The organism is Streptomyces sp. T12 (assembly GCF_028736035.1).
Lineage (GTDB): Bacteria > Actinomycetota > Actinomycetes > Streptomycetales > Streptomycetaceae > Streptomyces.
In genome coordinates this window covers 3101345-3126537 of record NZ_CP117866.1, presented here as the reverse complement: position 1 = coordinate 3126537, position 25193 = coordinate 3101345, and the positions used below count along the sequence as shown (strand labels likewise).

Annotated in this window: 23 protein-coding genes; 6 read left to right on the top strand and 17 right to left on the bottom strand. The window is 72.1% G+C overall.

Annotated features, from left to right (window positions below):
- The first annotated feature begins 132 nt into the window (after positions 1–132).
- Positions 133–1011 (top strand): RimK family alpha-L-glutamate ligase, encoded by an 879-nt coding sequence (locus PBV52_RS13930; protein WP_274238670.1) that lies wholly within the window; start codon positions 133–135, stop codon positions 1009–1011.
- An 81-nt stretch (positions 1012–1092) separates the two neighbouring features.
- Here the strand turns inward: PBV52_RS13930 and PBV52_RS13925 are convergent, their stop codons facing one another.
- From PBV52_RS13925 to PBV52_RS13880, 10 genes are all read right to left on the bottom strand, one after another.
- Positions 1093–1710, bottom strand: a complete 618-nt coding sequence (locus PBV52_RS13925) for a hypothetical protein (protein ID WP_274238669.1) — start codon at positions 1708–1710, stop codon at positions 1093–1095.
- Positions 1676–2479: an FkbM family methyltransferase gene (locus PBV52_RS13920; RefSeq protein WP_274238668.1), complete on the bottom strand. Its 804-nt coding sequence runs from the start codon at positions 2477–2479 to the stop codon at positions 1676–1678. The genes PBV52_RS13925 and PBV52_RS13920 overlap by 35 nt, the downstream gene beginning before the upstream one ends.
- On the bottom strand, positions 2476–2703 hold the full coding sequence (locus PBV52_RS13915; RefSeq protein WP_274238667.1) for a Trm112 family protein: 228 nt from the start codon (positions 2701–2703) through the stop codon (positions 2476–2478). Before PBV52_RS13915 ends, PBV52_RS13920 begins: the two co-directional genes overlap by 4 nt.
- Complete coding sequence (locus tag PBV52_RS13910; RefSeq protein ID WP_274249380.1) at positions 2700–3635, bottom strand: hypothetical protein; 936 nt, start codon at positions 3633–3635, stop codon at positions 2700–2702. The genes PBV52_RS13915 and PBV52_RS13910 overlap by 4 nt, the downstream gene beginning before the upstream one ends.
- A 24-nt stretch (positions 3636–3659) precedes the next feature.
- Positions 3660–4397: a bifunctional 2-polyprenyl-6-hydroxyphenol methylase/3-demethylubiquinol 3-O-methyltransferase UbiG gene (locus PBV52_RS13905; RefSeq protein ID WP_274238666.1), complete on the bottom strand. Its 738-nt coding sequence runs from the start codon at positions 4395–4397 to the stop codon at positions 3660–3662.
- On the bottom strand, positions 4394–5788 hold the full coding sequence (locus PBV52_RS13900) for a condensation protein (protein ID WP_274238665.1): 1395 nt from the start codon (positions 5786–5788) through the stop codon (positions 4394–4396). The genes PBV52_RS13905 and PBV52_RS13900 overlap by 4 nt, the downstream gene beginning before the upstream one ends.
- On the bottom strand, positions 5785–10545 hold the full coding sequence (locus PBV52_RS13895) for a DUF3367 domain-containing protein (protein WP_274238664.1): 4761 nt from the start codon (positions 10543–10545) through the stop codon (positions 5785–5787). The genes PBV52_RS13900 and PBV52_RS13895 overlap by 4 nt, the downstream gene beginning before the upstream one ends.
- Entirely contained in the window at positions 10542–11291 is a 750-nt protein-coding gene (locus tag PBV52_RS13890; RefSeq protein WP_274249379.1) for a bifunctional 2-polyprenyl-6-hydroxyphenol methylase/3-demethylubiquinol 3-O-methyltransferase UbiG, read from the bottom strand. Before PBV52_RS13890 ends, PBV52_RS13895 begins: the two co-directional genes overlap by 4 nt.
- Positions 11292–11388: 97 nt before the next feature.
- Positions 11389–12579: a glycosyltransferase family 4 protein gene (locus PBV52_RS13885; protein ID WP_274238663.1), complete on the bottom strand. Its 1191-nt coding sequence runs from the start codon at positions 12577–12579 to the stop codon at positions 11389–11391.
- 220 nt (positions 12580–12799) lie between these two features.
- A complete protein-coding gene (locus PBV52_RS13880; protein ID WP_274238662.1) occupies positions 12800–13786 on the bottom strand; it encodes a DUF3068 domain-containing protein in 987 nt (328 codons plus the stop codon).
- A 222-nt stretch (positions 13787–14008) separates the two neighbouring features.
- On the opposite strand from PBV52_RS13880, the gene PBV52_RS13875 reads away from it, so the two are divergent.
- Together PBV52_RS13875 and PBV52_RS13870 are read left to right on the top strand one after the other, a co-directional pair.
- A complete protein-coding gene (locus PBV52_RS13875; RefSeq protein ID WP_167364376.1) occupies positions 14009–14161 on the top strand; it encodes a hypothetical protein in 153 nt (50 codons plus the stop codon).
- A gap of 59 nt (positions 14162–14220) precedes the next feature.
- Complete coding sequence (locus PBV52_RS13870) at positions 14221–15468, top strand: CdaR family transcriptional regulator (protein ID WP_274249378.1); 1248 nt, start codon at positions 14221–14223, stop codon at positions 15466–15468.
- 49 nt (positions 15469–15517) lie between these two features.
- Here the strand turns inward: PBV52_RS13870 and PBV52_RS13865 are convergent, their stop codons facing one another.
- The 4 genes from PBV52_RS13865 to PBV52_RS13850 form a co-directional block, all read right to left on the bottom strand.
- Positions 15518–16369 carry a hypothetical protein gene (locus PBV52_RS13865; RefSeq protein ID WP_274238661.1) on the bottom strand — a complete coding sequence of 284 codons (852 nt, stop codon included), beginning with the start codon at positions 16367–16369 and terminating at the stop codon, positions 15518–15520.
- 121 nt (positions 16370–16490) lie between these two features.
- Positions 16491–16967 carry a hypothetical protein gene (locus tag PBV52_RS13860; protein ID WP_274238660.1) on the bottom strand — a complete coding sequence of 159 codons (477 nt, stop codon included), beginning with the start codon at positions 16965–16967 and terminating at the stop codon, positions 16491–16493.
- A gap of 32 nt (positions 16968–16999) precedes the next feature.
- Positions 17000–17542, bottom strand: coding sequence for a DUF2269 domain-containing protein (locus PBV52_RS13855; RefSeq protein ID WP_274238659.1), 543 nt, complete (start codon positions 17540–17542; stop codon positions 17000–17002).
- A 274-nt stretch (positions 17543–17816) separates the two neighbouring features.
- Positions 17817–18236, bottom strand: coding sequence for a hypothetical protein (locus PBV52_RS13850; RefSeq protein WP_274238658.1), 420 nt, complete (start codon positions 18234–18236; stop codon positions 17817–17819).
- A 295-nt stretch (positions 18237–18531) separates the two neighbouring features.
- Here PBV52_RS13850 and PBV52_RS13845 point away from each other — a divergent pair, with 295 nt between their 5' ends.
- Positions 18532–19305 carry an IclR family transcriptional regulator gene (locus PBV52_RS13845; protein WP_274238657.1) on the top strand — a complete coding sequence of 258 codons (774 nt, stop codon included), beginning with the start codon at positions 18532–18534 and terminating at the stop codon, positions 19303–19305.
- Positions 19302–20162: an SMP-30/gluconolactonase/LRE family protein gene (locus tag PBV52_RS13840; protein WP_274238656.1), complete on the top strand. Its 861-nt coding sequence runs from the start codon at positions 19302–19304 to the stop codon at positions 20160–20162. The genes PBV52_RS13845 and PBV52_RS13840 overlap by 4 nt, the downstream gene beginning before the upstream one ends.
- 93 nt (positions 20163–20255) lie before the next feature.
- On the opposite strand, the gene PBV52_RS13835 is transcribed toward PBV52_RS13840, so the two are convergent.
- The 3 genes from PBV52_RS13835 to PBV52_RS13825 are packed head-to-tail and all read right to left on the bottom strand — an operon-like array spanning position 20256 to position 23489.
- Entirely contained in the window at positions 20256–21650 is a 1395-nt protein-coding gene (locus PBV52_RS13835) for an NAD(P)/FAD-dependent oxidoreductase (protein ID WP_274238655.1), read from the bottom strand.
- Positions 21643–22857 carry an MAB_1171c family putative transporter gene (locus PBV52_RS13830; RefSeq protein ID WP_275948375.1) on the bottom strand — a complete coding sequence of 405 codons (1215 nt, stop codon included), beginning with the start codon at positions 22855–22857 and terminating at the stop codon, positions 21643–21645. The genes PBV52_RS13835 and PBV52_RS13830 overlap by 8 nt, the downstream gene beginning before the upstream one ends.
- An 11-nt stretch (positions 22858–22868) precedes the next feature.
- Complete coding sequence (locus PBV52_RS13825) at positions 22869–23489, bottom strand: toxin-antitoxin system, toxin component family protein (RefSeq protein WP_274238653.1); 621 nt, start codon at positions 23487–23489, stop codon at positions 22869–22871.
- A gap of 346 nt (positions 23490–23835) precedes the next feature.
- Here PBV52_RS13825 and PBV52_RS13820 point away from each other — a divergent pair, with 346 nt between their 5' ends.
- Entirely contained in the window at positions 23836–25185 is a 1350-nt protein-coding gene (locus PBV52_RS13820) for an extracellular solute-binding protein (protein ID WP_274238652.1), read from the top strand.
- The last annotated feature ends 8 nt before the right edge of the window (positions 25186–25193 follow it).

The window sequence follows — 25193 nt, the reverse complement described above, 5'->3', positions numbered from 1 at the left end:
CCTTCATCCCTTCCGGTTCCTCGCTCCGATGCTGTGGCTTCCCCGAAGGTGAAGGTCAAGCTGGCTGTTTCGGTTGCGAGAGTGGTTGTTAGCCTGCGATCCGCCCGACCGATTCGCCCGAAGGAGCCCGCCGTGCCCCGCATAGCCCTCGTCACCTGCCGCCCCGGCCCCGAGATCGCCGTCGACAGCGACCTCCCCGTGCTGGTGCGCGCGCTGCGGGACGCCGGGGCCGAGACGGACTCCGTGGCCTGGGACGACGAGCAGGCCGACTGGGGCGGGTACGACCTCGCCGTGATCCGCTCGACCTGGGACTACAGCTGGCGGGCGGCGGAGTTCGTGCAGTGGGCGCAGGGGTGCGGCAAGGTGACCCGGCTCGCGAATCCGGCCGACGTGGTGCGCTGGAACGCCGACAAGCGGTACCTCGGCGATCTCGCCGAGGCCGGGGTGCCGGTCGTGCCCACCCGCTACCTCGCCCCCGGTGACGATGTCGACGACCTCCCCGTCGACCACGAGTACGTCGTCAAGCCCACCTCTGGCGCGGGCGCGCGGTTCGCCGCCCGGTACCGGCCCGACGAGCACGACACGGCCGTACGGCAGCTCGCGCGGATGCACGCGGAGGGGTTCACCGCGATGGTGCAGCCGTATGTGCGGGGCATCGACGTCAGCGGGGAACGGGCCCTGCAGTTCTACGGCGGCCGGCTGCTGCACGCCAGCCGCAAGGGCGCCATCCTCACGCCCGGCACGCCCTACGACCAGCGCAAGGTCGCCCACCCCGGACTCGAGCCCTGGACCCCGACCCCGGCCGAACTCGACGTCGCCGAGCGCGCCCTGGCCGCCGTACCGAACGCGCCCGAGCTGCTGTACGCGCGCGTGGACCTCGTCGACGGGGAGGAGGGGCAGCCCCGGGTGATGGAGCTGGAACTCGTCGAGCCGAGCCTCTTCCTGACACTGCACCCCGGGTCGGTGCCGAGGGTGGTGGAGGCGATCCTGGCGGCGGCCGCCGACCGATAGCCGCCGGCCGCCGACCGTTAGCCGCTGGCCGCCGACCGTTAGCCGCCGGCCGCTGGTTGTCGACCGTCCCCCCGCTGGTCGCTAGTCGGCGACCGCCACCCGCTGCAACAACCCCCACGTGAACTCGGCCACCGCCTCCCGCCGCACCCCCTCCCCGTCCGGCGCGGTGAAGGCCAGCCCCCAGCGTGTCGGGGCCGTGCCCTCCAGGGGGCGGGCGGGGGCGAAGGCGTGGGCGGCCTCGTCGACCGTGCAGGACCAGGGGGTGAGGTCGGCGAGGGTGCGCAGGGACGGGCTCTCGGCGTCCGGGGCGCGGACCAGCCACTCGTTCCACACCGCGCCGTTCGGGGCGAGCAGTACCTCGAAGCGCAGGTCGGGCCAGAGCGGGACCGGCCACAGCCAGGCCTCGCACTCCAGGTCGCCGACCTTGCGGGAGATCACCGACTCGGGCTTGCCGAACACCGAGCGGTACCGGGAGGCGGCGGCGCGGGAACGGGGTGAGCGGACCATCGCCTGCCAGCGCTTGTTCGCCTCGCGCATGTCGGCGAGGGAGACGCCCAGTTCACGGCGGGCGTCCTCCACCAGGTCCGGGTTGTGGTCGGCCATGCGGCGCAGCAGCACCAGCTGGAAGTGGAGCGGGGTGAAGGGGCCGGCGGGGTTGTTCCCGCTAGCGGGGGGCTTTCCGGAGGGCATGGGATCCATGGTCGCCCACCGGGCGTCGGCCGTCGGGCAGGAAGAGGACGGAATTGACGTATCGCGGGCCCCGGAAGGGCAGGACTCGGCGCAGCAGGCCCTGGGCGACGACGTACGAGGCCTCCGCCTGGTGGGCCTCCAGGGGGAAGCGGCTCAGGGGCACCCAGTCGCGGCCGGGCAGCACCCAGCCGTCGTAGCCGAGCAGCGACAGATACGTCACCACCGGGCCGATCGGCTGGATACGGGACTCCAGCTCGACGAACAGGGCCGGCCGGTCGCGGGCCAGGATGGCGGTCGCCCCGCGCAGCACCGCGAGCTCGCTGCCGTCCACGTCGACCTTCACGAAGCCGACGTCCTTGAGGCCGAGTTCGTCGAGGGTGACGCAGCCGACCTGCAGGGCCTGTCCGTGGATGTCGCGGCGGACCAGGGAGGACACCCCCCGGTCGCCCGCGTCGTGCGGCGGCAGCCAGAGCCGGGCCGTCCCGGGGCGCTCGGCCGCCGCGGCCTGCACGACCCGGACGTTGGGCGGGGCCGTCGCCGCGAGGAGCCGCGCCAGGTGGGGGACCGGTTCCACGGTCACCACCTGGTGCGCCCGCCCGGCCAGCCGCCGCGTCCACGGGCCGTACCACCCGCCGACGTCCACGGCAGTCCCGCACCCGGCCGGACACAGTTGGGCGAGCCGGGCCAACTCCGGTTCGAAGCGCGGGTACACGGCGCGGGCGACGGCGGCCACCAGCCGGGTGGGCAGCAACGGGGCGATCCTCGCGGCCAACGTCATGGGGTCATCCGCTTGAGGAGTTCCTCGTGCTCGTCGTCCGAGACCTGTTCCCCGGAGGACGGCAGCAGCTGCGGGACGCCGTCCACGACCGGGTAACGGCGGCGCAGACGCGGGTTGTAGAGGACCTCGTCCGGTGTCGTCGGGCCGTCCGGTACGACGAGGTGCAGCTGCCCCTTGTCGAGGGGACACGCCAGGATCTGGAGCAGGGGGTCGTCGGGTTTCATGGTGGAGTCAACTCCTTCGCACCGATAGGGGGTTGCGGGGGTTGCGGAGACGGTGGCGCGGGGCGGTCGTGCCGGGGCATCGACAGCAGTACGGCGAGGGCGAGCGCCGTACCCGCGACGCGCAGCGCCAGCCGCAGCGGATCCTCGGGCAGCGCCTCGCCGAACGACAGCGTGCCGAGCACGGCCGTGTACAGGGACGTCACCGTCGTGCACACCGGCACGATCAGCGAGGCCCGGCAGCGTTGCAGCGCCGCCTGCGACATGACCAGCCCGAAGGCGCCGGTGAAGAGGAGGAGATACGGGTACGGGGAGCGGAGCAGGTCGAGGAGCGCGCCGCCGATTCCGGTCGCCGTCAGGTAGCTCGACACCCCTTTGATGGCGAGCGAACTGACCCCGTACAGCAGCCCCACCGCCACGCCGTACTCGACGCCGGTCGTCGGCAGCCGGTGCCGGTGCCGGGCCCTGCGCTCGGCGGAGTTGTACAGCCACACGCCCGCCGCCAGCGACGGCACGCACACCAGCAGGATCAGCGGATACGGGGCCGCCCGGCCGACGGTCTCCCCGCCGTCGGGTTCGTCCCGCAGCGACAGCACCACCATCAGCAGCGCGGCGAGGATCGCGCCGATCGCGTACCGCTCCCGCCCGCTGGTCTCCTCGCCCAGCAGCCGCGCCGAGAGCAGCACGAGCAGCACGAGCCCGGAGACGAAGATGCCCTGCGCGGCGGCGATCGGCAGCGTGCGGTAGACGACGAGCTGCGCTCCGAAACCGGCGGCGAGGGCGAGCGAGCCGCCGATCCACAGCGGGCTGCCGAGCACCAGCCGCAACAGCCGGGCGGGTTGCCGGATGCTCACCTGCGGGAGGGCGGTGAGCGCCCGTTTCTCCAGGACGAAACCGAGGCTGTACAGGGTGTTCGCGATCAGGGCCGCGGCCACTCCCCACCACATGGTCCACGCCCCCTAGGCCCGCCGCGCGTGCAGCAGCAGGATCGACGCGAGCGAGGGCCTTGCGCAGGCCAGCCGGTCGAGGGGACGCAGCGGACGAGGTACGCCGTGGAAGGGCGCGCCCGCGAGGCGTACGACCTCGAATCCGGACGCGGCCACGAACTCCCGTAGCGCACGGGCGGTGTAGAGCCGTAGATGCCCCACGACCTCACGTCCCGGCCGGCCGTGGATCGCCCGCAGGCTGACCTCCGAGAACACCGGCTGCACCCCGGCGAGCAGCAGGGCGCGGTTGTACCAGGCGGCCAGGTTCGGGGTGGAGAGCATGAGGTGGCCGCCGGGACGCAGCACGCGGCGGATCTCGTCCAGCGCGGCGTCCGGGTCGACGAGGTGCTCGATCACCTCGCTGAACAGCACGGCGTCGGCTGCGCCGGACCTGAACGGCAGCCCGCCGCCGGTGAGTTCACCGCGGACGGCGTACGGGATCCGGGTGCGGGCCCGGCGCAGGGCGTCCTGGGACCAGTCGATGCCGACGATGCGGTGGCCGGGGAGGAAGGGGGCGGCGGTGGCCGCGGCGGTGCCGTCGCCGCAGCCGATGTCGAGGATCGTGCGGGTCCGGCCGGGGGACGCCGGTCCCAGGGCCTCGGCGAGCATGCGGGCCTGGCGGCGGCTGCGGGGGGTGCCGGAGGCGACGGGGACGGCGGGGTTCTCGTAGAAGTCGCGCAGTTCGGGGGGTTTCGCCGGGGTGGTCGTCACGGGCTCACCTCCGTCGTGTGCAGGTAGTGCTCGAACAGGTCCCGCAGGTGGGCCCCGTCGCCGTGGCTGAGCAGGGCGCGGGACCAGCGCAGGGCGAGGTGCAGGCGGCCCGCGGTGGAGGCGGTGGTGACGGTGAGGCCGCGGGGCATCCGGGCGGGCGCCGAGAACCACACGGCGTGCGCGCGGCCGGCCTCCTCGCCGAAGTCCAGGGGGTAGGGGATCCGGCCGATGTTGCTGAGCAGGGTGGTGGAGGTCCAGGGCGCGGCGGCTCTGCGCAGGCCCCGGGTGAGCGCCGCTCGCCAGGAGACGGGGGTGATCGGGGCGGTGAGGAGGGCCGCTCCGTGGCCGAGTTGGGGGCGGGGTAGGGACTTGAGGGCGCGGGTTCGGGTGGCCGTGCGGTGCAGGAGGGCGGGCATGTCGGCCGGGGCGTGGGCCGCCAACTCCTCGGGGATGAAGGGGACTTCGACGAGCCGGGTGCCGTTGCCGATGGGCATGGTGGCGTCGCGGGGGCGGTCGTCGACGGGCATGGTGATGCGCAGGTGCCGGGGGCGGGCGCCGTGTTCTCTGTTCCAGTGGGCGAGGGTCAGGGCCGTGGTGACCATGAGCTGGTCGTTGACCGTGTAGGGGGAGCCCTTGGGGCGGTGCGGGAGGGGGAGTTCGGTGACGAGCATGCCGTTGCCGGGGGAGGGTTCGGGGGTGCCGGGGGCTACGCGGGCGGGGGGTGACCAGTTGGACGGGGTCGCTTCGGGGGGCGGTGGGGTTTCCGTCGTACGGGTGGGTGGGGCGGCGGGCGAGTTGTCCCGGCCGCCGTACAGCTCCGCGGCGGTGGCGAGGACGCGGAGGCAGGCGGGGCCGTCGAGGGCGGTGTGGTTGATGGTGAGGAAGAGGACGGTTCCTTGTGCTGGGCGTGGGCATGGCTGCGGACCGTCGGCTCCGTGCGGCTGTACACCTACGGCGTCAGTCGCCTCGCTCCCCTCGACCGGCCCGCTTCCCTCCACCACCTCCAGCCGTATCGGCGGCGACAGGGACAGCGGCGGCGCCTCCGTCAGCGCCCGCGTCCGCGCATCCCGCAACTCGTCCCGCCCGGGCGCCGGAAAGCTCACCACCTCCACGTCCGGCTCTGCCGTCAGCTCCCACTCGTACCGGCGCCGGTACCACGGCCCCGGCGCCTCCCGCATGAGGATGCGGGGATGCCGGCGCAGCGCCTGAGCGAAGGCCGTACGCAGGCGCCCCGCGTCCAGCCGCCCCGGAAGGTGCACCTCGATGTGCACCGTCTCCGGCTCCTCCTCCTGGAGGCAGTGCCGGGCGACCTCGTCCACGACCGGGAACGGGACGCGCACCGCCGGCCGGCTCGGACCGTCGGCGCGTGCGGGCTGCTGCAGTGCGGTCATATGGCTTCGCCCTTCCCGATGTCGCCCCTCCTGGGTTCGTCCTGCCTGGCGTCGCCTTGCCTGGTGTTGCCCTGCTTGTTGTCGGCCCTCCTGGGTTCGCCCTGCTTGGGTTCGCCCTGCCTGATGTCGGCCCTCCCGGTGTCGCCGTCCCCGGTGTCGCCCTCCCCGGTGTCGTCGGACTCCGGCGCGACTCCGGGGCCGGTCGCCCGGAATCGCGGCTTACGGGGCGCGACGCGCGCCGTCGGCGGATCCGGGTCCGGCCCGCCGGGGCCGCGTGCGGAGACGGTCGGCCCCGACTCGGACCGGGGTGGTTCCGTCGGACCCGGGCCGTACGACGGGCCGTAGGGCTGACCGTAGGGCTCGGCCCCCAGCGGACTACGCCCCCGCTCCCGATGCGGCAACGGCCGCGTCGGCGCCTCCGCGACGCCCGTCGGGACACTGCCTCCAGCCCCTGTCGGGACACGGCCTCCAGCGCCCGTCGGGACACTGCCTCCAGCCCCTGCCGGGGCACTGCCTCCAGCCCCCGCCGGAAGACCCCCTCCAGCGCCTGCCGGGACACCGCCTCCAGCGCCCGCCGGAACACCGCCTCCAGCCCCCGCCGGAACACCGCCCCCGGCGACAGCCGGCACCCCGGCCGCCCCCTCCCGCTCCCGCACACCCACAACCCCCGCGAACAGCCCGATCAACGCCAGCAGTTGAGCTGCCGGACCGAAGGCGCCCTCTTCCATCCCCACGGGCTCCCCGGCCCCCACCGCCGCGGCGATCCCCGCCCCGGCGAGGGTCGTCGCCGCGATCGGTACCAGCAGCGCGTGCCTGCGCCACGCCACCACCGCCAGCGCGGGGACCAGCAGTGCGAACCACCCGGCGATGAACACGCCCACCACCGTCACGGCCACCGTGCCCAGCCACAGTCCGGGCAGCGGCGGAGCGACCTGCGGCTCGTCGGGATTCGGCGCCCGGCGGCGCCACAGCGCCAGCCCGGCCAGCAGCGCCAGCGCCACCGCACTGCCGATCAGCCCGCCCTCGTACATCACCGCCGGCTCGTACGACAGCTCGACCGTGCCGCCGGCGCCCGCCGGGATCCGCCAGCCCTGCTGCCAGCCGTCCAGCCGTACCGGCGACAGTTCCTTGCCGTTCAGCGTGGCCCGCCAGCCGTCGTTGAAGTTCTCGTACGTCGTCAGGTAGCTCGCCGCCCCCGACCCGACCGTCACCGCGCGCCGGTCGCCGAGCCAGTCCCGTATCTCCAGGTCACGCCCCGCCGTCGCGGCCTCGGCGACCGTGCCGCGGGTCAGCGTGACGTCGGTGAGCGTGAGGGGTCCGCCGTCCCCGGCCTCGACCCGATGGTCACCGGCCGACAGCGACAACTCGGCGTCGTCCCGGCCTCGTTGGCAGAGCGTCACATCGATCTGCCGCCGCTCCATCAGATCCCGTACGGTCCCCCGCGCACTCGTCTCGTACAGCTCCCCGTCCACCGACACCACCGGCCCCTTGCCGCACGGCAGCGAGAACGGCCGGGAGTCTCGCGGCTGCGGGGTCCGGTACTGGTCGAGGGCGGGGATGTAGGCCTCCGTCAGGCCGGCCGGCAGTTGCAGGTCCTCGCCCACCATCGGGTTGTAGAGGGTCAGCGGTGCCGTCTGCGTGATCGTGATGTCCAGGCGGTCGGTGGTGATGGAGGGGAAGCGGACCCAGCCGTTCTCGTCGACCCCGGCGATCACCGCACCGTCCGGGGAGCTGATGTTCACCTCGGTCGGACGCGTGGTGAGGCCGCCCGCCGGTGCCAGCACGATCTCTCCCACCGCCTGCTTTCCGGGCCAGCGCAGATGGATCGTGGGCCGGTCGCCCGCGATCCACGCCGTGGTCAGGTCGCCGTCGGTGAGGTTGCGCGGGGACAGGCCCGTCCCCAGCCGTGCCGTGGAGTCGGCGGTCGCGACGATCCGGTTCTGCTGGTCCGGCGCCACCTCGTACAGCAGCCGGTCCAACTCCTCGCCCGCCACCGGCACCGCGCTCGCCCGCATCTCGTACGTCCCCGCGGTGGACGTGGCGAAGCTGCGGTGCAGGCCGGCCTCCGTGCCCGTCGGCGACAGCCCGGTCGGGTCGGCCGCGCGGGACAGGGAGACGATCTCGGCGGCGGCCCCGGAGTCCTCGGCGTCGGTGGGCAGCCGCAGCAGCCGGGTGACCTGTACGTCCGGCAGGGCGATCTCGGAGAAGCCGGCCCCGGTCAGACCGGACCGCCGGGAGACGGAGTCCGTGATCGTCAGCTTCATCCAACTCGTCGCGCCCGCAGGCGCCTTGACCGACTGCGCCGAGCCGTCCGGCCGCAGGAAGGAGCTCACCGACCCCTTCTCCGTCTCCACCCGCACCCGCGTCGGCGCCTCCCGCACACCCTCCTGCGGCAGCGGCGCCACCTTGAACGACGACGGCATGTCGTACGACCCGCCCGCGAAGGCGATCCGCAGCCACTCCCCGTCCGGCGACCCCTCCGAGCCCTCGGTCCAGGCCGTGTCCGGGTTGCCGTCGAAGGCGTTGACCGGGTCGAACTGCGGAAGATGGAAGAGCCAGCTGCCGTACGAGGACGCGGTCACCGACCGTGCGCCGCGCAGCTCGGCCACCGTCTGGTGGTCCAGGCCGGTCGTCGGCAGGATCTGGTGCGGCGTCTCGCCCGCGTCCTGGGCGGCGTCGGGCGCGTTGCGCTCACTGCGCGTGTACGTGTACGACGTGCCCGCGTTGATCAGCCCGAACCGCGTGTCCGCGCGCCGCAGCCCGTCGCCGACCACCTGCACCTGCGGCGAGCCGAGTCCGGGATGGTTGTCGCCGGTCAACACACTGGCCCGGCCGCGCAGTCGGGACGCCAGCGGCAGCAGCGCCTCCGGACCGCCGGACACCACGGCCGTGTCGGAGACCGGCTGGAGCCCGGCCTGGTGCGGGCGCGGCACGTCCGCGCTCACCGGCTTGTAGATCTCCACCGCCCGCTGGCGTGGATACAGCCCCTCCACCTGGAGCGGGGTGCCCGGGGCGATCGTCCCTCCGGTCATGATCGGTCCGAGGCCGGTGACCCGCTCGTACCCGGACTGTTCCAGGGTCCGCTTCACCGTCGTGGTCGGCACCTGCCCGATCTGATCGGGATCGAGGTCGTTGCGGACGACGACGTAGTAGACACCCGCCCGGCTCAAGTAGTCGGCCAGTCCCGGAACTTCGCCGCCGCTCGTCAGCGCCTGCTCGACGGCGTCCATGGCGCGCCGGTTGCCGGGGGTGCCGAAGGGGACGTAATCGCGCTGTGCCCAGCGCGAGCCGGCGACGACGTCCAGGGGCTGGTCGATGGTGGAGCCCCAGGTGTAGATGCCGTGCGCGGTGGCCGGGACGACGAGGGCGCGGGCGTCGGGGGAGTACTTCTCCATCCAGTCGGCGGTGGCCTGCCAGTACTTGGGGATCTCCTTGAAGGAACCGGGGTTGAGGATCGAGCCGTTGAGATACGGCCACATCAGACCCGGCAGCACCAGGACGGCGGCGATGAGCGGCGCGAACCGCCGCCCCCGCACCGGCCGCGCCCCGCGCGCCTCGGCGGCCACGCCCGCCAGATGGGCGAGCCCCAGCACCAGCGCCAGGGCGAGCCCCGTCTGGAACTTGTAGATGTTCCGGAAGGGGACGAGGCCCCCGTCCAGCCAGTCCTGCACGACCCCGTGGAAGGGCGCCCCGAACGCCCCGCCGTACCCGGCGAGCAGGATCAGCGCGACCGTCACGACGGTCAGCACCAGCCATCGCCGCTCCGGCATGTCCCGCCGGGCCAGCCCGGCGAGCCCCAGTCCGGCCGCGAGCGCCGAACAGACGATCACGACGACGGACGAGGCCACGGTCCACCCGGCCGGCAGCCAGGCCTCCCCGAAGTGCAGATAGGCGACCCAGTTCCCGGCCCCGCGCAGCGCTTCCGTCGCCGACATGGTCTCGGTGGTGGTCTGCGAACTCTCCACGTAGGGAAGGAAGTTCTCGCCGTACGTGCCGAGCAGCAGGAGCGGGATCACCCACCAGGCGGTCGCCAGGACGACCCCCGGCACCCACCAGGCGATCAGCTTCCGCTGCCGTGGCCCGGGCGGGCGGGAGAGCAGATACAGCCCGACGGGGAGCAGCGAGGCCAGGGTGGACGCGGCGTTGACGCCGCCCATGAAGGGGATGATCAACGCCGACCGCAGGGCGGCGACCCGCGCGGCATACCGCTCATTGGTCAGCGGCAGCAACACCCACGGCAGGAAGGCACCCGGCAACGCGGCCGCCGACGTGGACCCGACCACGATGGTGAAGACGGGCCACAGCGCATACGCGACGGCCGCCACCAGCCGGGACCCCCCGCTCCCCACCCGAAGCCGCTCGGCCAGCCGCAGGGCGCCCCAGAAGGCGACCGACACGATCAGCGACAGCCACAACCGCTCCGCCAGCCACACGGGCAGCCGTACGACATCGGCCAGCCAGTAGAACGGCAGCATGGGCCACAGATAGCCCGAGTACTGGTTCTGGATCCCGCCGAAGCTGCCCTGGTCGGACCACAACTGCCCGAGGTCGGACAGGAACCGGCCGGGATCGACCGTCACACCCAGCTTGGTGTCGAACGTCTGCCGCCCCGGCTGCACCGCCAGCAACAGCACGAACACCACGGCCCAGAACCCCAGCAGCCAGCGCCGCGACCGCGGCCCCTCCGGCGGGCCCGAGGCGGGCGCGGAGGTGGGCACGGCTGCCGGGGGAGGAGCCTGGACCGTGGTCGTCGTCATGGTGGACACCGCCTGAGGATGAGGAGGAGGTTCCAGGTGGCGAACTCGCGTATGCCGGGCGCTTTCACGACGGTTTCCGCGAGGAACGGCCAGTAGCGGGAGCGCGCCGACACGACCTCGACGTCGTCGCGGGCGCGGACCTGCCGCAGGGTGGCGCCGATGTGCACGGCGAAGAGGTTCTCGCCGAGGGTGTGCTTGGCGGGCCGCCCGGTACGGCGCTGGTACCGGGCGCGGGCCCGCTCGGCGCCGAGGTAGTGCCAGGGCGCCCACTCGTGGCCGCCCCAAGGGGACAGCCAGTTCGTGAACGACACGTAGATCAGCCCACCGGGCCGCGTCACCCGCGCCAGCTCACTGAGGAACGTCTGCGGATCGGCCACATGCTCCAGCACATTGGAGGAGAAGGTGACGTCGGCGACCCCGTCCCGCAGGGGTAGGAGATACCCGTCGGCGACGACGGCTCCTTCAGAGGGCTTCGCACCGAGTTCCGCCACGTCCGGCTCGAACAGGTGGGCCTGCGCACCTCGCCGCCGGAACTCCTCGGTGAAGTACCCGCTGCCACCGCCTACGTCCACGACGGTACGCCCGGCGACGGGACCGTCGTAGGCCTCGACCTGGTCGGCGGCATCACGGGCGAGCAGCGAGTAGCAGGCTTCGGGGTCGTCCTGCTCACGGAGAAAGGCCCGGAAGAGAGCGAGGGACCGCCGAAAGGAGGGGTCCTTGGTGACTGGGGGTGGTGAAGCGCCCAGATAGGGGCGCGGGGCTGTGACCTCTGCGGCTCCGCCGCGTGAGCGCGACCAGCCAAGACGTACCGGCACTCGCGAGTCGGCCGAACCATCACGGCGTTTAGGCGTCACGGCGCACGGCCTCCGAGGCAACCGCAAGGAACTGCCGTACCGTCCGATCCCAGCGATAGCGTGCGGCCCGGTCCCGCGCAGCCTTCCCCATCAACTCCCGCCGATGCCCGGACAACGCGAGCGTGCACCACGCGGCCGCGAAGGAGGACTCACCGCCCGCAAGGACCCCGGTCTCCCCGTCCACGACGGAATCCCGCAGCCCAGGCACATCAAAGGCAATGGTCGGCGTCTCGCGCGTGGCGGCCTCGGTGACGACCAGCCCCCACCCCTCCACGGCCGAGGGATGAAGCAGCAGCCATGCCGCACACAGCAGCCGATGCTTCTCCGCCTCCGACACATGACCGACGAACTCGACGCCGGGCCCGGCGAGTTGCTCAAGAGACGACCGCTCGGGCCCGTCCCCGACGATGACGAGCCGCCCGCCGGTGACGGGCCGCACCCGCTCCCACAGCCGCAGCAGCAGATCGATCCGTTTGTACTCGACGAGCCGCCCGACGGCCACGAACAGCGGCTCCGGCGAGCGGTCACTCAGAGGGCCCGGCTCCTCGACCCCGTTGTGCACCACACGGATACGCTCCCGCTCGACGCCGATCCCGCGGAGCGCATGCGCGGTCGACGGCGACACGGCGACCAGCAGACTCCGCCGCTGCGCCCCGGTCAGCGCCCAGTGCTCCAGTCTTCGGCCGAGCCGCGCCGCAGGCGCCAGCGCCCCGCCGAAACGCATCTTCCACAGGTCGGTGTGCACATGGTTGACCAGGCACAACGTCGGCCCGCGATGCCAGAGGGGGGCGAAGTACGGCATCCCGTTGCAGACCTCGACCAGCAGATCGCAGTCGCCGACCTGGCGGGTGAAGGCGGACCGGGCGCGCAGGAAGTGGCCGAATTCGCCACCCGCCGACACGACCCGGTAGTCGCGGTACGCCGCCGGGCCGCCGCACAGCAGGGTGACCTGGTGGCCGAGCCGGGTGAGGCCGTCGGCGAGGCGGTCGACCAGCAGCTCGGAGCCGCCGGCGGATCGGTTGCCCAGGTCACGGTGGGCGAGAAAAACGATTCGGCGCGGATGTGGGGGGAGCGCCGGAGGGTGGTGCTGCGACGCCGAGGGGAGACCGGCGGCGCGATGGGGGTCCCCCCGCTCGAGCGAATTCGAGAGTGGGGGAGGGGAGGGCACGTGCTGGGGCATGGGTGCTCCAACTCGTCTCAGGGTGCGGAACTCAGCGTGGGGGAAGATTCGGGTTTGGGGTCCCGTGGGGGAATTTCAGAGTTTCTTGGTCACTTACGGTCGTTGTGCGTGGGGTGTGGACAGGCTGTGTCCGGGTGGGGTTGGACAGTTTTCGCCCAGCCGTTCGCCACGGCTACTCACCGGCGTGACAATTTCGGGCTTTATTAGAGCTGACGTCACGTCACATTGTGAGCGAGGGCTGGGGCATCTCGACCGTACCCGGCGATTCAGGGCGCTTACGTCCTCGTGCCACCAAAACCCCGCCTACCACCGCAAGCACGAATCCCGCCCCAGCAGCCCCGATCGGCAGCGTCACGCCCACCATGCGCAGCTGACCGCTGTCCCGCTTCGCCTGCCGCACGGCCTCCTTCTGGGTGGCCGTGGTGAACGCGATCTTCTCGCTGTCCAGCAGCACCGCTGCGTCCTTGTCGCCGCCGGGCGCCCGCAGGGTGCGGCGCGGGCCGGTCTGCGCGTAGATCACCCGGCCGGTGCGCTGGTCGACGACCAGCTTGAACCCGTGGTTGGAGTACCACTCCTCGGCCAGCACCTGCGGGCGTTTGGGCTGGTCGACGAGGCTGCCGGGGACGAGCCGGGTGCCGACCTTGCGGGGTGCGACGGTGCCGGTGAACCGGTATCCCGTGTACCCCTGGATCTTCTCGGTGCCGTCGTACCGCAGGGTGATCGTGGTGCCGCCGGTGTTGTCCCACCACTGGTAGGAGCGCTTCTCGACGTCGAAGGGGAACTTCAGATAGGCCTCGCCCTCGATGTACGGGGTCTCCTTGCAGCAGTGCACCGGTTTCGTCGTCTTCCGGTCCATCACCCAGCGGTGCGGGGTGAAGTCCAGCGCGTCGTGCGGGTCGGCGGCCGGCAGCGACTTGTCGGTGTCGACGGTGGTGATCACGTCCCACACGGCGTTGCCGCTGCGCTCACTTTCCGCCACATTGCCGCGCACCCGCTGGGTGACGGTGATCCTCTGGTCCGGCACGGTCTCGATCTTGTCCGTGTCGAAGACACTTCCGGTGCCCTTGTACACGGCGGTGGTGTCGATGTCGATGGGGTTCACGGCGGCACGCGGGGTCACGTACCAGGCGAGCATGGGCGCCAGTACCAGCAGAAACGTGCCGATGCCCAGCAGGATCAACGAGAGAGGTGAGGCGGTACGGCGCATCCGGCACTCCTGGGGGGATTGACGCATGGTCGATGCACGGTCGGTGCACGGTCGTTGCCTGGCCGTTCTTGGGCCGGGAACCGTAGGCGTCCCTTGACGGAGTGTCAATGTCTTGACGGGCTGACCCGGCTTGTCGAGACTGAACCCGACAGGCAGGGGTCGGGATCAGGCTGGCACCACCGGGGTGGGACGACCTCCGGATGCAGAGAGGCTGACCCTGCGATGTCCAGACTGCTCGCCGCCACGCTGACCGTCGCGCTCGCCGCCGTACTCGCGGTGGGTGCCGCGCTCGGTGTTGTCGCGCTGCTGGAAGCGACGCCCGACCAGCCGAACACACCCTTGATCACATACGAGCAAGCGGGCCAGGGGAGTTGACCGTGGCAGCCACCCGCTCCACGACCACCCCGGCCGCCTCCCCGGTCTCCCCGGCCTCCCTGGCCTCTCCGGCCACCCCGACCACCCCGCCCGTCACGACCCGCTCGGCCTGGCGCGACGTGCCCCGCTTCCAGGTCCGCCGCTTCGCGGAGCTGGCCCTGGCCGAGGCCCCGGCCCTCGCCGAGGAGATCCTGCGTGAGATCCGCCGCGAGTACCCGCATCTGCCGGTCGTTCTGGACGAGTCGGGCGAGCCGATGGCGATGGTCGGCATCCGGCGTGCGATCGAGGTCTTCGTGCAGCATCTGGAGACGTCGGAGGGCCGCCCGACCGTCCCGCCGGGCGTCTTCCAGGAGTTCGGCCGCGGCGAGGGCCTGCACGGCCGCTCCCTGGACTCGCTCCAGGCCATCTACCGGATGGGCGTCCGCCTGGCCTGGCGTCGCTTCGCGGAGATCGGCCAGCGCGTCGACATCCCGCCGCCCGCGATGTACGAGCTGGTGGACGCGGGCTACGAGTACCTGGACGGCCTCGTCGACCAGTCGGTGCGCGGATACGCGGAGGCGGCGGCGCGCCAGGCCGGCGAGCGGTTACGCCTCCAACGCCGCCTGATGGAACTCCTGCTGGCCGAACACCACCGGGGCGATCCGGCGGACGCCCTGTCCGAGCGGGCGGCCCGGATCGGCTGGCCGCTGCCGGAGAAGGTCGCCGTGGGCGTGCTGCTGCGCCCGGCGCGGGAGGCGATGGCGCCGGCGGTGGGGCAGGGTGTCCTGCTCGACATGGAGTACGAGCAGCCGCGCATGGTGGTCCCCGAACCGGACGCCGCCGGCCGCCCCGAACTGCTGCACCGGGCACTGACCGGCTGGGCGGGCGCGATCGGTCCCCCGGTCCCCCTCGCCGACGCGGCGAAGTCGCTGCGCTGGGCCGAGGCCGCCGTACGCCTCATGGAACGGCGGCTGCTGCCGGCCGGCGACGTCCTGTACTGCACCGAGCACACGGAGGCGTTGGTGCTCCTGCAGCCGGAGGAACTGATCGACGACCTGGCCCTGCGGTGCCTGGCCCCGCTGGAGCACTGCGGGCCCACGCACGGCCGGCGGCTGGCGGAGACCTTGTTGGCGTGGCTGGAGACCAGGGGCGGGGCGCCGGAGGTGGCGGCCCGCCTGGGGGTGCATCCCCAGACGGTCCGCTATCGGCTGCGGCAGATCCGGGAGTTGTGGGGCGACGAGATGGACGACCCGGACCGGCGGTTCGAGTTGGAGCTGGTGCTGCGGGCGCAGCGGCTGAAGGGGGTGCTGGGAGAGACGCGTCGATAGCCGCTGCTCGGGTTGCTCTGCTGCTCGGGCTGCTCTGTTGCTCCGCTGCTCAGAAGCCGTAGCGGCTCTTCAGGTGGCGCCAGAAGTCCCGGAACATCCACTTGTCGAACTCGGTGATCTGCGCGGCGGATCCGGCATTCATGAGGAAGCAGCACTGGCCGGTCGGGGTCCAGTCGTAGAAGTCGTCGAGCCCGAAGGTGTGGCCGACTTCGTGCAGATAGATATGGATGTTCTCCTGGCCGAGCGCGGAGGTGAAGTACTCCTGCCCGACGCGCTGCCCCCAGTCACCGCCGGCGCCGCCCTGGAATCCCTTGGTCAGCCAGAGTGACTGGTCGTAGTGGCGGGCGGCTCCGCCGGGGCACTTGGAGTAGTTGCCGTCCTGGTGGAAGAACCGGCCGCAGTCGGGCGCGCACTGCGGGGCGCCCCCGCTGTCCAGGCCGGTGTAGATGTCGACGGAGTTGTCGGTCCACTGGAGCGTGGAGCGGTTCTTGACGGCCCAACCGACAATGTTGACCGGTACGTTCGTGTACGGCCAGGCGTTGTGTCCGGTGCCGTTGCTCTCGACCATGGCGGCCATCCACTTCCCGAACTGCTTCTTCAGCGCGGCGTGGATCTGGTCGCGCAGGGCGGCGCTGACGGGGGCGTCGGACTCCCAGCGGACGCAGTAGTTGACGCTGCCGCGGTTGGCCATGACCTGGTCCCAGCCGTAGTTGCGGAAGCCGTAGAGGTCGGGGTAGGTCGACTCGACGTGGTTCCAGACCTCGCCCAGCGGCTGGACGAGGTTGGCCGGCGGGTTCCACTGGTCGGCGGCCTGGGCGGGGGCCGCGGTGACGGCCGGCGCGGCGATCAACGCGATGATCGCGGCGAGTACGGCGCCGAGCCGGGCAAGGCGGGTGCGCATGGTGAACTCCCTTGGTGGGGAACGGACTTCGGGACTTCACCTGCATGTCGCCGCCGGGGGAGGTGGAGGTTGCCCGCCGTGCGGTAGGAACCTCTGACCGGATGACGGGCAGTACCTCTGACTAGGACCGCGGTACGCGCCCGACGGTAAACCCCTCACCGTCCTGGAACTCGATCAGCAGCCCGGCGTCCAGGAGATGGACCCAGCACTCGTGGCAGCACTCCAGCACGGTGTCGGCGTGAGCCGCCAACAGGCCGGCGTCCAGCGCGACCGAGGGCACGGCGAGGTTCCCCCAGAACACGACCGCCGTCTCACCCGGCTGCGTGTGCCGGCGCAGCAGGTCGCGCAACTGCGCGGCATCGAAAGCGGCGGAGCGCTCCAGGACCTCGGCTCCCCGCCAGTCCAGACGAGTCGACCCGATGGTGCCGAAGCGGTTGAGGCCCAGCGCGGCGACCGTCCGATCCTCGTCGTACGAGAGGACCACCGCCGCCGCCTCGCCGACGGTGTGCACCAGGGCGGCGATCACTTCCGGCTGGGTGCCGTAGCCGGCTCGCGCGCTCAGGACGGCAACAGGGCCACGCACATGTGTGTTCCCCATGCGCGCATCCTGCCAGGCTGCCGAGGGCCGGGTCACGCGGTTTGGCGGGCCGGGCCGGTGGTGCCGACGGGGGTGCGGGCGGACGCGGCGCGCAGGCGTCGGCCGCGGCGGGTCAGGCCCCAGGGCTTGAGGATCGAGATCACCGTCATGAAGACGTACGCGGACAGCGACACGATCGGTCCGAACAGAACGTCACCGGCGTCGGGCAGCGGCCCGCCCCCGGCGACGGCGGCGACGGCGGAGTTCACGCCGGGGCGCAGCGCGAAGACGGTGGCGGTGGTCGTGGCGAGGGTCACCCAGAACTTGACGTAGACCCACCGGTGCCGCGCCAGTCCCCACTGTGTGCCCAGGGACAGCACCAGCCCGCTGACCAGCGTGAGGAACGCGACGGGCAGCAGCAGCCAGTCCGCGAACAGCTTCATGGCCCGCACCGACGCCTCCACGGTCACCGCGGACCCGGTGGTGGCCGCGGTGATCCCGAGCGCGAGCAGCCCGAGCGTGAGCCCGAGCCAGCTCGCGGCGGCGACGACATGGACGACGAGGGAGACCCGGCGGGCGGGACGGCTCAGTTTCATGAGCACCACCGTGCCGGGCGGGGGCGGTCAAGGCGTCTGACGGCGGGAGTAACCCCGTGTACTGGCGTCGGCGTACCCGACGACGCTCCGGCTGCTCCGCCCGACCGCACGAGCACCCCGCTCCCGAGCAGAGGCTGGAGAGCGGCGCCGTTCACCGTCCTCTACGCCGACGGCCGCGGCGTCTCCCACGCCTACCGGGGGAGACATGGCTGCGGCCCGCGAGCGCACGCGCCGCAGGCCGTTCAGGGATTCTTCGCCCCGGGGTGGCGAGGTGTCAGAAGGTGCCCGGCAGCTTCACCGAGAGGCCGTTGTCGACGTCAGTGACGACGACGTTGCTGAACTGCACCGTCATCGGAGGACTGCACGACGGCTGGAAGGACGCTGTCAGGGTCACCGAGAAGTTGGCGCTGCCGTTGCGGACCTGGAATTGTCCGTCCTCGGCGAGGTTCTGCTTGTTTGCGGCTTTGGGGTCCTTGCCGCCAGGGTTGATGCACGCGGCAGTGGCGCTCACCTCGATGGTGACGGTCAGCGAATTGCCGAGTCCGGCCTCCTTCCCGGAGACCGTGAGGCTGTCGCCCGAGCGAGTGGCCGTCGGGCCCTTGACGAAATGGGGGCTGACGGCCGAGGCGCTGGGCGCGAGGAGAGCGATGATGCCGATGATGGCCATGGGGATGAGGACGAGTATGCGTCGCATGACGACGCCCCTTTGTGCTGGTCGCGCGGGATACCCGGCTGCTCGCCGGGGGAGGGCTCGGGTGTGGGAAACCGGCTCTTTTGTTCTGGCTCACATGCAAATGTACGCCGTACATTTCGCCCGTAGGGCTCATATCTGGCACGATACGCCGACTCCGGGAGCCCGTAAACGGGAGCAAGGCATCGCACGCCCATTGCCGGGGCAAACGTATTTTGAGTAGCCTGTGTTCGTTATTCCGATCGGCTGTTGAAATCTCGAACGCAGCCTCACTGACACCCAAGGGAGGGGGCCGGACGTGGGACGCCTCGTACCAGCCGTGACCCGAGCTCTCGACATTCTCGAGCTCTTCCTCGACGGGGACGGCACGCTCTCCGCCCCTGACATCGTGCGCAAGCTCCAGCTGCCGCGCACCACCGTGCACGAACTGGTCACCACGCTCGCCGCCCGGTCGTACATCGTCCAGGTACCGGGTCAGCCCGGACGGTACCGCCTCGGTGTGCGGCCCTACCAGCTCGGCAGCCGATACGCCGAGCAGCTCGACCTCGCGGCCGAGGGGCAGCAGGTCGCCCGGTCCGTCGCCGAGACCTGTGACGAGACCGTGCACGTGGCGATCCTGGAGGGCACCGACGTCATCTACATCGCCAAGGTCGACTCGACCCACGCGGTGCGGATGGTGTCCGCCGCCGGCCGCCGCCTGCCCGCGCACTGCACATCGGTCGGCAAGATGCTGCTGGCCTCCCTTCCCGAGCCCGAGCTCACCGCACGCGTCCCGGACGGGGCCGAGCTCGTCGGCATGACACCGAACAGCATCACCGACCCGGTCGCCCTGCGCGAGGCCCTTGCGGAGATTCGGGAGCGGGGGATCGCCGTCGAACGGCGGGAGTCCAACCCGGACGTGTCGTGCGTGGCCGCTCCGGTGCGGGACCGGGCCGGGCAGGTCGTCGCCGCCCTCTCCATCTCCGTCCCCATGATCCGCTGGAGCGACGACCGGCGCGTCGAGCTGGAGCAGCTCGCCGCCAAGGGTGCCGCCGAACTGTCGGAGCGTCTCGGACACCGGAGCGTGGCATGACGGAGCGTGGCGACACCGCGTACGAGGTGGCCGTCCAGGCGGAGGCCGAGCTCGGTGAGGGGCCGACCTGGGATCCGGAGAGCGGGCGGCTCGTCTGGATCGACATCCTGGGGTCCCGGATCCACACCTACGACCCCGTCTCCGGGCGGCGCTCGGTCCGTACGGCCCCGCAGCACATCGGCGCCGTCAAGCCGCGCGCCGGCGGCGGCCTCGTCCTCAACCTCCGGGACGGCGTGGGACTGCTGGACCCGGACGACACCTTCCGCTGGCTGCACCACGAGCCCGTCCCCGGCCGCCGCGCCAACGACGCCGCCGTGGCCCCCGACGGCTCCCTGTGGGCGGGCACCATGCGCTACGACGAGGCGCCGGGCGGCGGCACCCTGTCCCGGGTCACCGGTGACGGCTCGGTCGAGGTGGTCCTCGACGACGTGGCCGTGAGCAACGGCACCGGCTGGAGCCCGGACGGCAGCCTCATGTACTACATCGACTCGCCGACGCGGCGCGTCGACGTCTTCGACCACGCCGACGGCCGGGCCGTGAACCGGCGGCCGCTGGTCGAGATCGAGGACGGCGCCGGGTTCCCCGACGGGCTCACCGTGGACGCCGAGGGGTGCGTGTGGGTGGCCCTGTGGGAGGGCTCGGCCGTACGTCGCTACACGCCGGACGGCGAGCTGGACCGGGTGATCCCGCTTCCGGTGCCCCGGGTGACGGCGTGCGCGTTCGCCGGGCCCGACCTGACCGACCTCTACATCACGACGGCCCGCGTCGGACTGGCGTCACCGCCTCCGCTGGCGGGGTCGGTGTTCGTGGTGCCGGGGGCGGGGAAGGGCCTCGCGCAACCGGCGTTCGCGGGCTGACCAGCGGAGCTGCGGAGGCTGAGGAGCTGCGGGCGGGTCACCCCCGCCCGCACCGGCCCACCGCACCGGCCCACCGCGCCTGCCGCACCCCGCCTAACCCAACCCCGCCGCCTTACGCTCCTCCGCCGTCAACGGCGGCCCGCTCAACGCCGGCTTGAGCGGGCCGACCAGCGCCGCCAGCAGCACGGACGGTGCGAGCAGCACCTCGGCGCCCCGCTCCAGCGACGTGACATCCGTGACCCGCCGAGCGATCCGCCCGTTCCCGGTGGCCGTGTGCAGCAGGCGGCCCACGTACGCCGCCAGCAACCGGTCGCGCAGGGTGGGGCCGTTCTCCGTCGCCCCGGGATAGAACACGTCCATCCCCAGGGCCAGGTCCCACGCCGCCGACGCCGGTCGCGCCACCGCCTGCTGGATCCGCCGGGACAGACCGGCCGAGCCCCAGCCCTGACGCCGTATCACGTCCCGCAGGGCGACCGCGCCCTGGGCCGCGACCGACATCCCGTGCCCGTAGATCGGGTTGAGCGCGCACAGGGCGTCCCCGAGCACGGCGAAGTTTTCGGGCCAGACAGGCATCCGCTCGTAGTAGTGGCGGCGGTTGGCGGTCGTCCGGGTGTACGCCACGTCGGTCAACGGCTCGGCGTGCGCGAGCAGTTCGGCGATGACGGGATGCCTCAGCTCCTCCCGCGCGTACCGCACGAAGTCCTCGGCCCCGGTGGGCGGTTCGCCGCCCCGCGACCCGAACAGGGTGACGATCCACTGCCCGTCCTCGATGGGCAGCAGCACGCCCCCGCACCCGGGCTTTCCGGCGCGCGGGTCCGGCTGGACGTTGACGACCGGGAACGCCTCCCGCGCCGCCTCGGGCGCCCGGAACACCCGACTCGCGTACGCCACCCCGGAGTTGACCTCACGCCGCTCGACCGCCGGCAGGCCGAGGTCGGTCAGCCAGCCGGCCGTGCGCGAACCGCGTCCCGTGGCGTCGACGACCAGGTCGGCCGACAGGGTCCGTTCGGGGGAGTCCTGCGGTCGGATCCGTACGCCCGTCACCGCCGCGTCCGTGCCGACCGGCCCGAGCACCTCGGCGCCCTGCACGACCTCGATGCGCTCGTCGGCGAGGACGGCCGCCCGCACCGTCGCGTCCAGCAGGTCCCGGCTGCACAGCAGCATGTGGTGCGACTCGGCCCACCGCCGGTACCAGCCGTACGGCGACAGCGCCACCATGTCCGTGGTCACCGGCAGCCGGTGCGCCCCCGCGTCCCGCAGCCGTCCGACGATGCCCGGCAGCAGCTCCTCCATGGCATGCGCCCCGCCCGACCACAGCTGGTGGACGTGCCGGGCCTGCGGCAGGCCCTTGCGCGGCTCGGGGCCGGCCGGCAGCACGTCGCGTTCCACGACGGTGACGTGGTCGGCGACGTCGGCCAGCGCGCGGGCCGCGAGCAGACCGGCGAGGGAGCCGCCGAGGACGACGGCGGTGGTGGTGCGTTCAGTCATGTACGGGCACGTTCTGTGCTGGGGCGGCCGTACGGGCACGGACCGCCTCGATGTCGGCGGGATGGCGGAGGGCTCGGGAGACGGCCCCGATCTCCTGGAGGAGGTCCGTGGTGTCGGGGCCGCCCGTGCCGTTGCCGTCGGCCGGGGCCCGGCTTCTGCGGTGCACGGCGTCCTGGATGGTCACGGCGGCGGCCAGCGCTTTCGCCCGGGAGGGCGGAAAGCCGAGGGCGAGCGCGGCGTCGTACGACCGCCTGCGCAGGTCCTCGTCGATGTGCCGGGCCAGCGGCAGCAGGACGTCGCGGATGAAGGTCTCGCGGCGGATCAGCCGCAACTCCGGGGTGGCGTGCAGCATGAACCGCACGCCGGAGCCGTTGACGGTCTTCATCAGCAGGTACAGGGGCCGCAGTCGGTGGTGGGCCAGGCGCAGCTGCCAGCGGTCGTGCAGGTACTGGCCGGCGTGCGGGAGGATGAAGCCGACCGCGATCAGGATGGCGGACAGGGCGGCGACGGGCGGCGCGAGGTCGGTGCTCAGCCAGTCCAGGTCGTGGTCCGTCCAGCGGGCGGCGACGGCGGTCAGCTTGGCGGCGTCGAAGATGAGGTTGAGGCCGTAGCCGACGCCCAGGAACACCAGTCCCCAGCGCAGCCAGGCGTCGAGGCCCTCGGTGCGCACCCAGTTCCAGATCAGCCGGGACGTGATGAGGACGGCCGTGCAGTGCGCGAGCAGATAGAGCAGCGTCTCCTCGCGCATGAACGGCGTGTTGGCGTAGTACGTGTCCAGGTCCCGCACCCGCTCCACCGGCGCGTCCGCGAGGGCGAACAGCACCCACAGCGCGACGACCACACCCGAGTAGGCGCAGACGACCAGGCGCATGGCGCGGCGGGTCTCGGCGGACCGGTCGGACAGGCCGTTGCGCCAGGCGATGATCAGCAGCAGACAGGAGCCGCAGAACGCGGTGAGCAGGGAGTACACCAGGGGCGCCGCGATGTTCGGGACGCCCGTGACGCGGTTGACCCAGGCGATCGTCGCCGGAGCCGCGAAGACGAACACGGCACAGGCGAGCAGCAGCAGGCCGCCGACCGCGCGCAGCAGCGGGTCCCGCCAGAGCCGGATGATGGTGGGCAGTTTGATCGCCAGGGCGGCGGTCAGGACGACGGTCGGGATCCAGAACGATATGTAGATCTCGCCGAGGAATCCGGCGGGGTCCATGGCCAGCCCGGTCACCGCGCCGCCCTCCCGCCGCCGCGATAGCCCAGCGAACGCTGCACCGGCCCGAGCGGCGTGTCCGGCCGCTGCCCCGACAGCAGCGGCCGGAAGGCGGCGGCCAGCCGGTGCCCGAAGTCGTCGGCCTCGGCCTCGTCCCGCTGCCGGGAGCCGTCGCGGGCGGCCACCGCGAGGGCGATGTCCGGCCACCCGGGCCGCTCGGCGAGGGCGTGCGCGGCCGCCGTGGGGGCGTGACCGGCCGTGTGGTCGTGGCCGTGCCCGGCGTGCAGGTGCCACAGCTCATGGCCGAGGATGACCAGCTGCTGCATCGCCTCGGCCCGCTCCTCGACGATGACCAGGTCGAAGTCCTGGAACTCCACCCACAGTCCGGTCACTTCGATCTCGTCCGGGAACCGCTCGAAGCGCAGCTCGACGGGTCGCCCGCCGCGCCGCGCGCTCATCTCCGCGCACAGCGCGCGGCACAACGCGCGTACGTCGGCCGGGGGGTGGGGTCTGGCCCGTACGGCGGCGCTCAGATCGGAGGCCAGGTCGCGCATTGCGGAGGCGGCGGGAGAGCGCCGCAGCCGTAGCGCCGAAGCGACCCGGGCCGCCCTCTGGCGCGCGCCCGCGATGTCCATCGCATCCCCTGTTCCCCCGCCGCTCGGCGGGCTGTTCGAGCCTATGCGACCCGAAGTGTCCGCGTCATGCGATCCGGCGACCGTTGTTCAACCGGGAACGAAGCGCTCCGCGGGTGGGGCCGGGATCGGGTCGTCGGTCGTCTGCGGGGCCGTTGTGGCTGGTCGCGCAGTTCCCCGCGCCCCTTAGGGGCGTTGCCGAATCCGTAGTCGACTCCGCGAGGGACGCTCAGGGCTCGGGCGCTGCTCGGAATTCGTGCACGACCCATTGACTAGAAAGCGCTTTCACCCTACGGTCCCGTCCGAAGTTACGTGCACAATTCGATATCTCGAACAGTAAGGGCAGGGAATGGGACGACCTGGCCTGAACCGTAGGCAACTTCTGGCCACAGCAGGCGGCTTGGCGGTGGCCGGCAGCTTCGGCTTCGCCGCGCTCGGCACCGGCGCAGACGCACTCGCCTCCGGCGCAGACACACGGGTGCGCTACTGGAACCTCTTCAGCGGCGGCGACGGCGCCAACATGATCGCGATGCTGGACGCCTTCCGGAAAGCCACTCCGGACATCGACGTGAAGGACTCCACCCTCCAGTGGGGCAACCCCTTCTACACCAAGCTCGCCATGGCGGCGGCCGGAAACCGCGCCCCCGAGCTCGGCGTCATGCACATGGGCCGGGTCACCGGCTTCTCGCCGGGCCGCCTCCTCGACCCGTGGGACGTCGACCTGCTCGCCAGATACGGCGTGCGGCAGGAGGACTTCAACCCCGCCCTGTGGAACCGCGGCGTCATCGACGGCAAGCTCTACGCCCTCCCGCTCGACATCCACGTCCAGCTCTGCTTCTACCGCAGGGACGTGCTGAAGAAGGCGGACCTGCTCGGCGACGACGGCCGGATGATCCCGGTCACCTCCACCGACGAGTGGTTCGAGGTCCTGAAGAAGGCCAAGGCCGCCCAGAAGAAGGGGCTCCAGACGATCGGTCTGTGGACCAACGACCAGAACTTCCAGTGGTGGTTCTTCGTCGCCTTCTACACCCAGCTCGGCGGCCAGTGGTTCAACGACGACAACACCGAGGTCCTCTTCGACGCCGACAAGGCCACCCAGGTCCTGGAGTTCCTGCGCCGGCACGTCACCGACGGGTACGTCATCCCCGGCGCCCCCACCGGCGAGCAGTTCATCAACGGCGCCCCCTTCACCTGGGAGGGCAACTGGTCGGTGCCGGTCTTCTCCGGCGCGAAGCTCGACTACGGCGCGACCCCGCTGCCACCCGTCTTCGGCAAGCAGGCCACCCACGCCGAGTCGCACGCCTTCGTCCTGCCGCACCAGTCGGGCCGCGGCGGCGCCACCAACGAGGGCGCGCACGAACTGGCCGCGTACGTCGTCAAGCACGCCCTCCAGTGGGCGGCCGGCGGTCACATCCCCGCGTACACGCCGACGCTCTCCACGGACGCGTACAAGAAGCTCGCCCCGCAGAACGAGTACGTGAGCGCCATGGACCACCAGGCCACCGAGCCGAAGGTGTGGTTCGCGGGCTCCACCGGCGTCCTCGCCCAGGACCTCGGCCCGGTCGTCGTCTCCTCGACCATGGGTTCCGCGGGGCCGGCTGCGGTCGCGAGGACGATGAAGAAACACCTCACCAAGCTCCTCGCCTCGAAGAACCCGATGGACGGCAGGACCGCTGCGCAGGGAGGTGCGGTCGCATGACGACCAGC

Coding starts and splice junctions, on each gene's coding strand:
- PBV52_RS13925 (WP_274238669.1), bottom strand. CDS start 1,710: ATGGATCCCATGCCCTCCGGAAAGCCCCCCGCTAGCGGGAACAACCCC.
- PBV52_RS13920 (WP_274238668.1), bottom strand. CDS start 2,479: ATGACGTTGGCCGCGAGGATCGCCCCGTTGCTGCCCACCCGGCTGGTG.
- PBV52_RS13915 (WP_274238667.1), bottom strand. CDS start 2,703: ATGAAACCCGACGACCCCCTGCTCCAGATCCTGGCGTGTCCCCTCGAC.
- PBV52_RS13900 (WP_274238665.1), bottom strand. CDS start 5,788: ATGACCGCACTGCAGCAGCCCGCACGCGCCGACGGTCCGAGCCGGCCG.
- PBV52_RS13895 (WP_274238664.1), bottom strand. CDS start 10,545: ATGACGACGACCACGGTCCAGGCTCCTCCCCCGGCAGCCGTGCCCACC.
- PBV52_RS13885 (WP_274238663.1), bottom strand. CDS start 12,579: ATGCCCCAGCACGTGCCCTCCCCTCCCCCACTCTCGAATTCGCTCGAG.
- PBV52_RS13880 (WP_274238662.1), bottom strand. CDS start 13,786: ATGCGCCGTACCGCCTCACCTCTCTCGTTGATCCTGCTGGGCATCGGC.
- PBV52_RS13875 (WP_167364376.1), top strand. CDS start 14,009: ATGTCCAGACTGCTCGCCGCCACGCTGACCGTCGCGCTCGCCGCCGTA.
- PBV52_RS13865 (WP_274238661.1), bottom strand. CDS start 16,369: ATGCGCACCCGCCTTGCCCGGCTCGGCGCCGTACTCGCCGCGATCATC.
- PBV52_RS13860 (WP_274238660.1), bottom strand. CDS start 16,967: ATGGGGAACACACATGTGCGTGGCCCTGTTGCCGTCCTGAGCGCGCGA.
- PBV52_RS13855 (WP_274238659.1), bottom strand. CDS start 17,542: ATGAAACTGAGCCGTCCCGCCCGCCGGGTCTCCCTCGTCGTCCATGTC.
- PBV52_RS13850 (WP_274238658.1), bottom strand. CDS start 18,236: ATGCGACGCATACTCGTCCTCATCCCCATGGCCATCATCGGCATCATC.
- PBV52_RS13840 (WP_274238656.1), top strand. CDS start 19,302: ATGACGGAGCGTGGCGACACCGCGTACGAGGTGGCCGTCCAGGCGGAG.
- PBV52_RS13835 (WP_274238655.1), bottom strand. CDS start 21,650: ATGACTGAACGCACCACCACCGCCGTCGTCCTCGGCGGCTCCCTCGCC.
- PBV52_RS13830 (WP_275948375.1), bottom strand. CDS start 22,857: ATGGACCCCGCCGGATTCCTCGGCGAGATCTACATATCGTTCTGGATC.
- PBV52_RS13825 (WP_274238653.1), bottom strand. CDS start 23,489: ATGGACATCGCGGGCGCGCGCCAGAGGGCGGCCCGGGTCGCTTCGGCG.
- PBV52_RS13820 (WP_274238652.1), top strand. CDS start 23,836: ATGGGACGACCTGGCCTGAACCGTAGGCAACTTCTGGCCACAGCAGGC.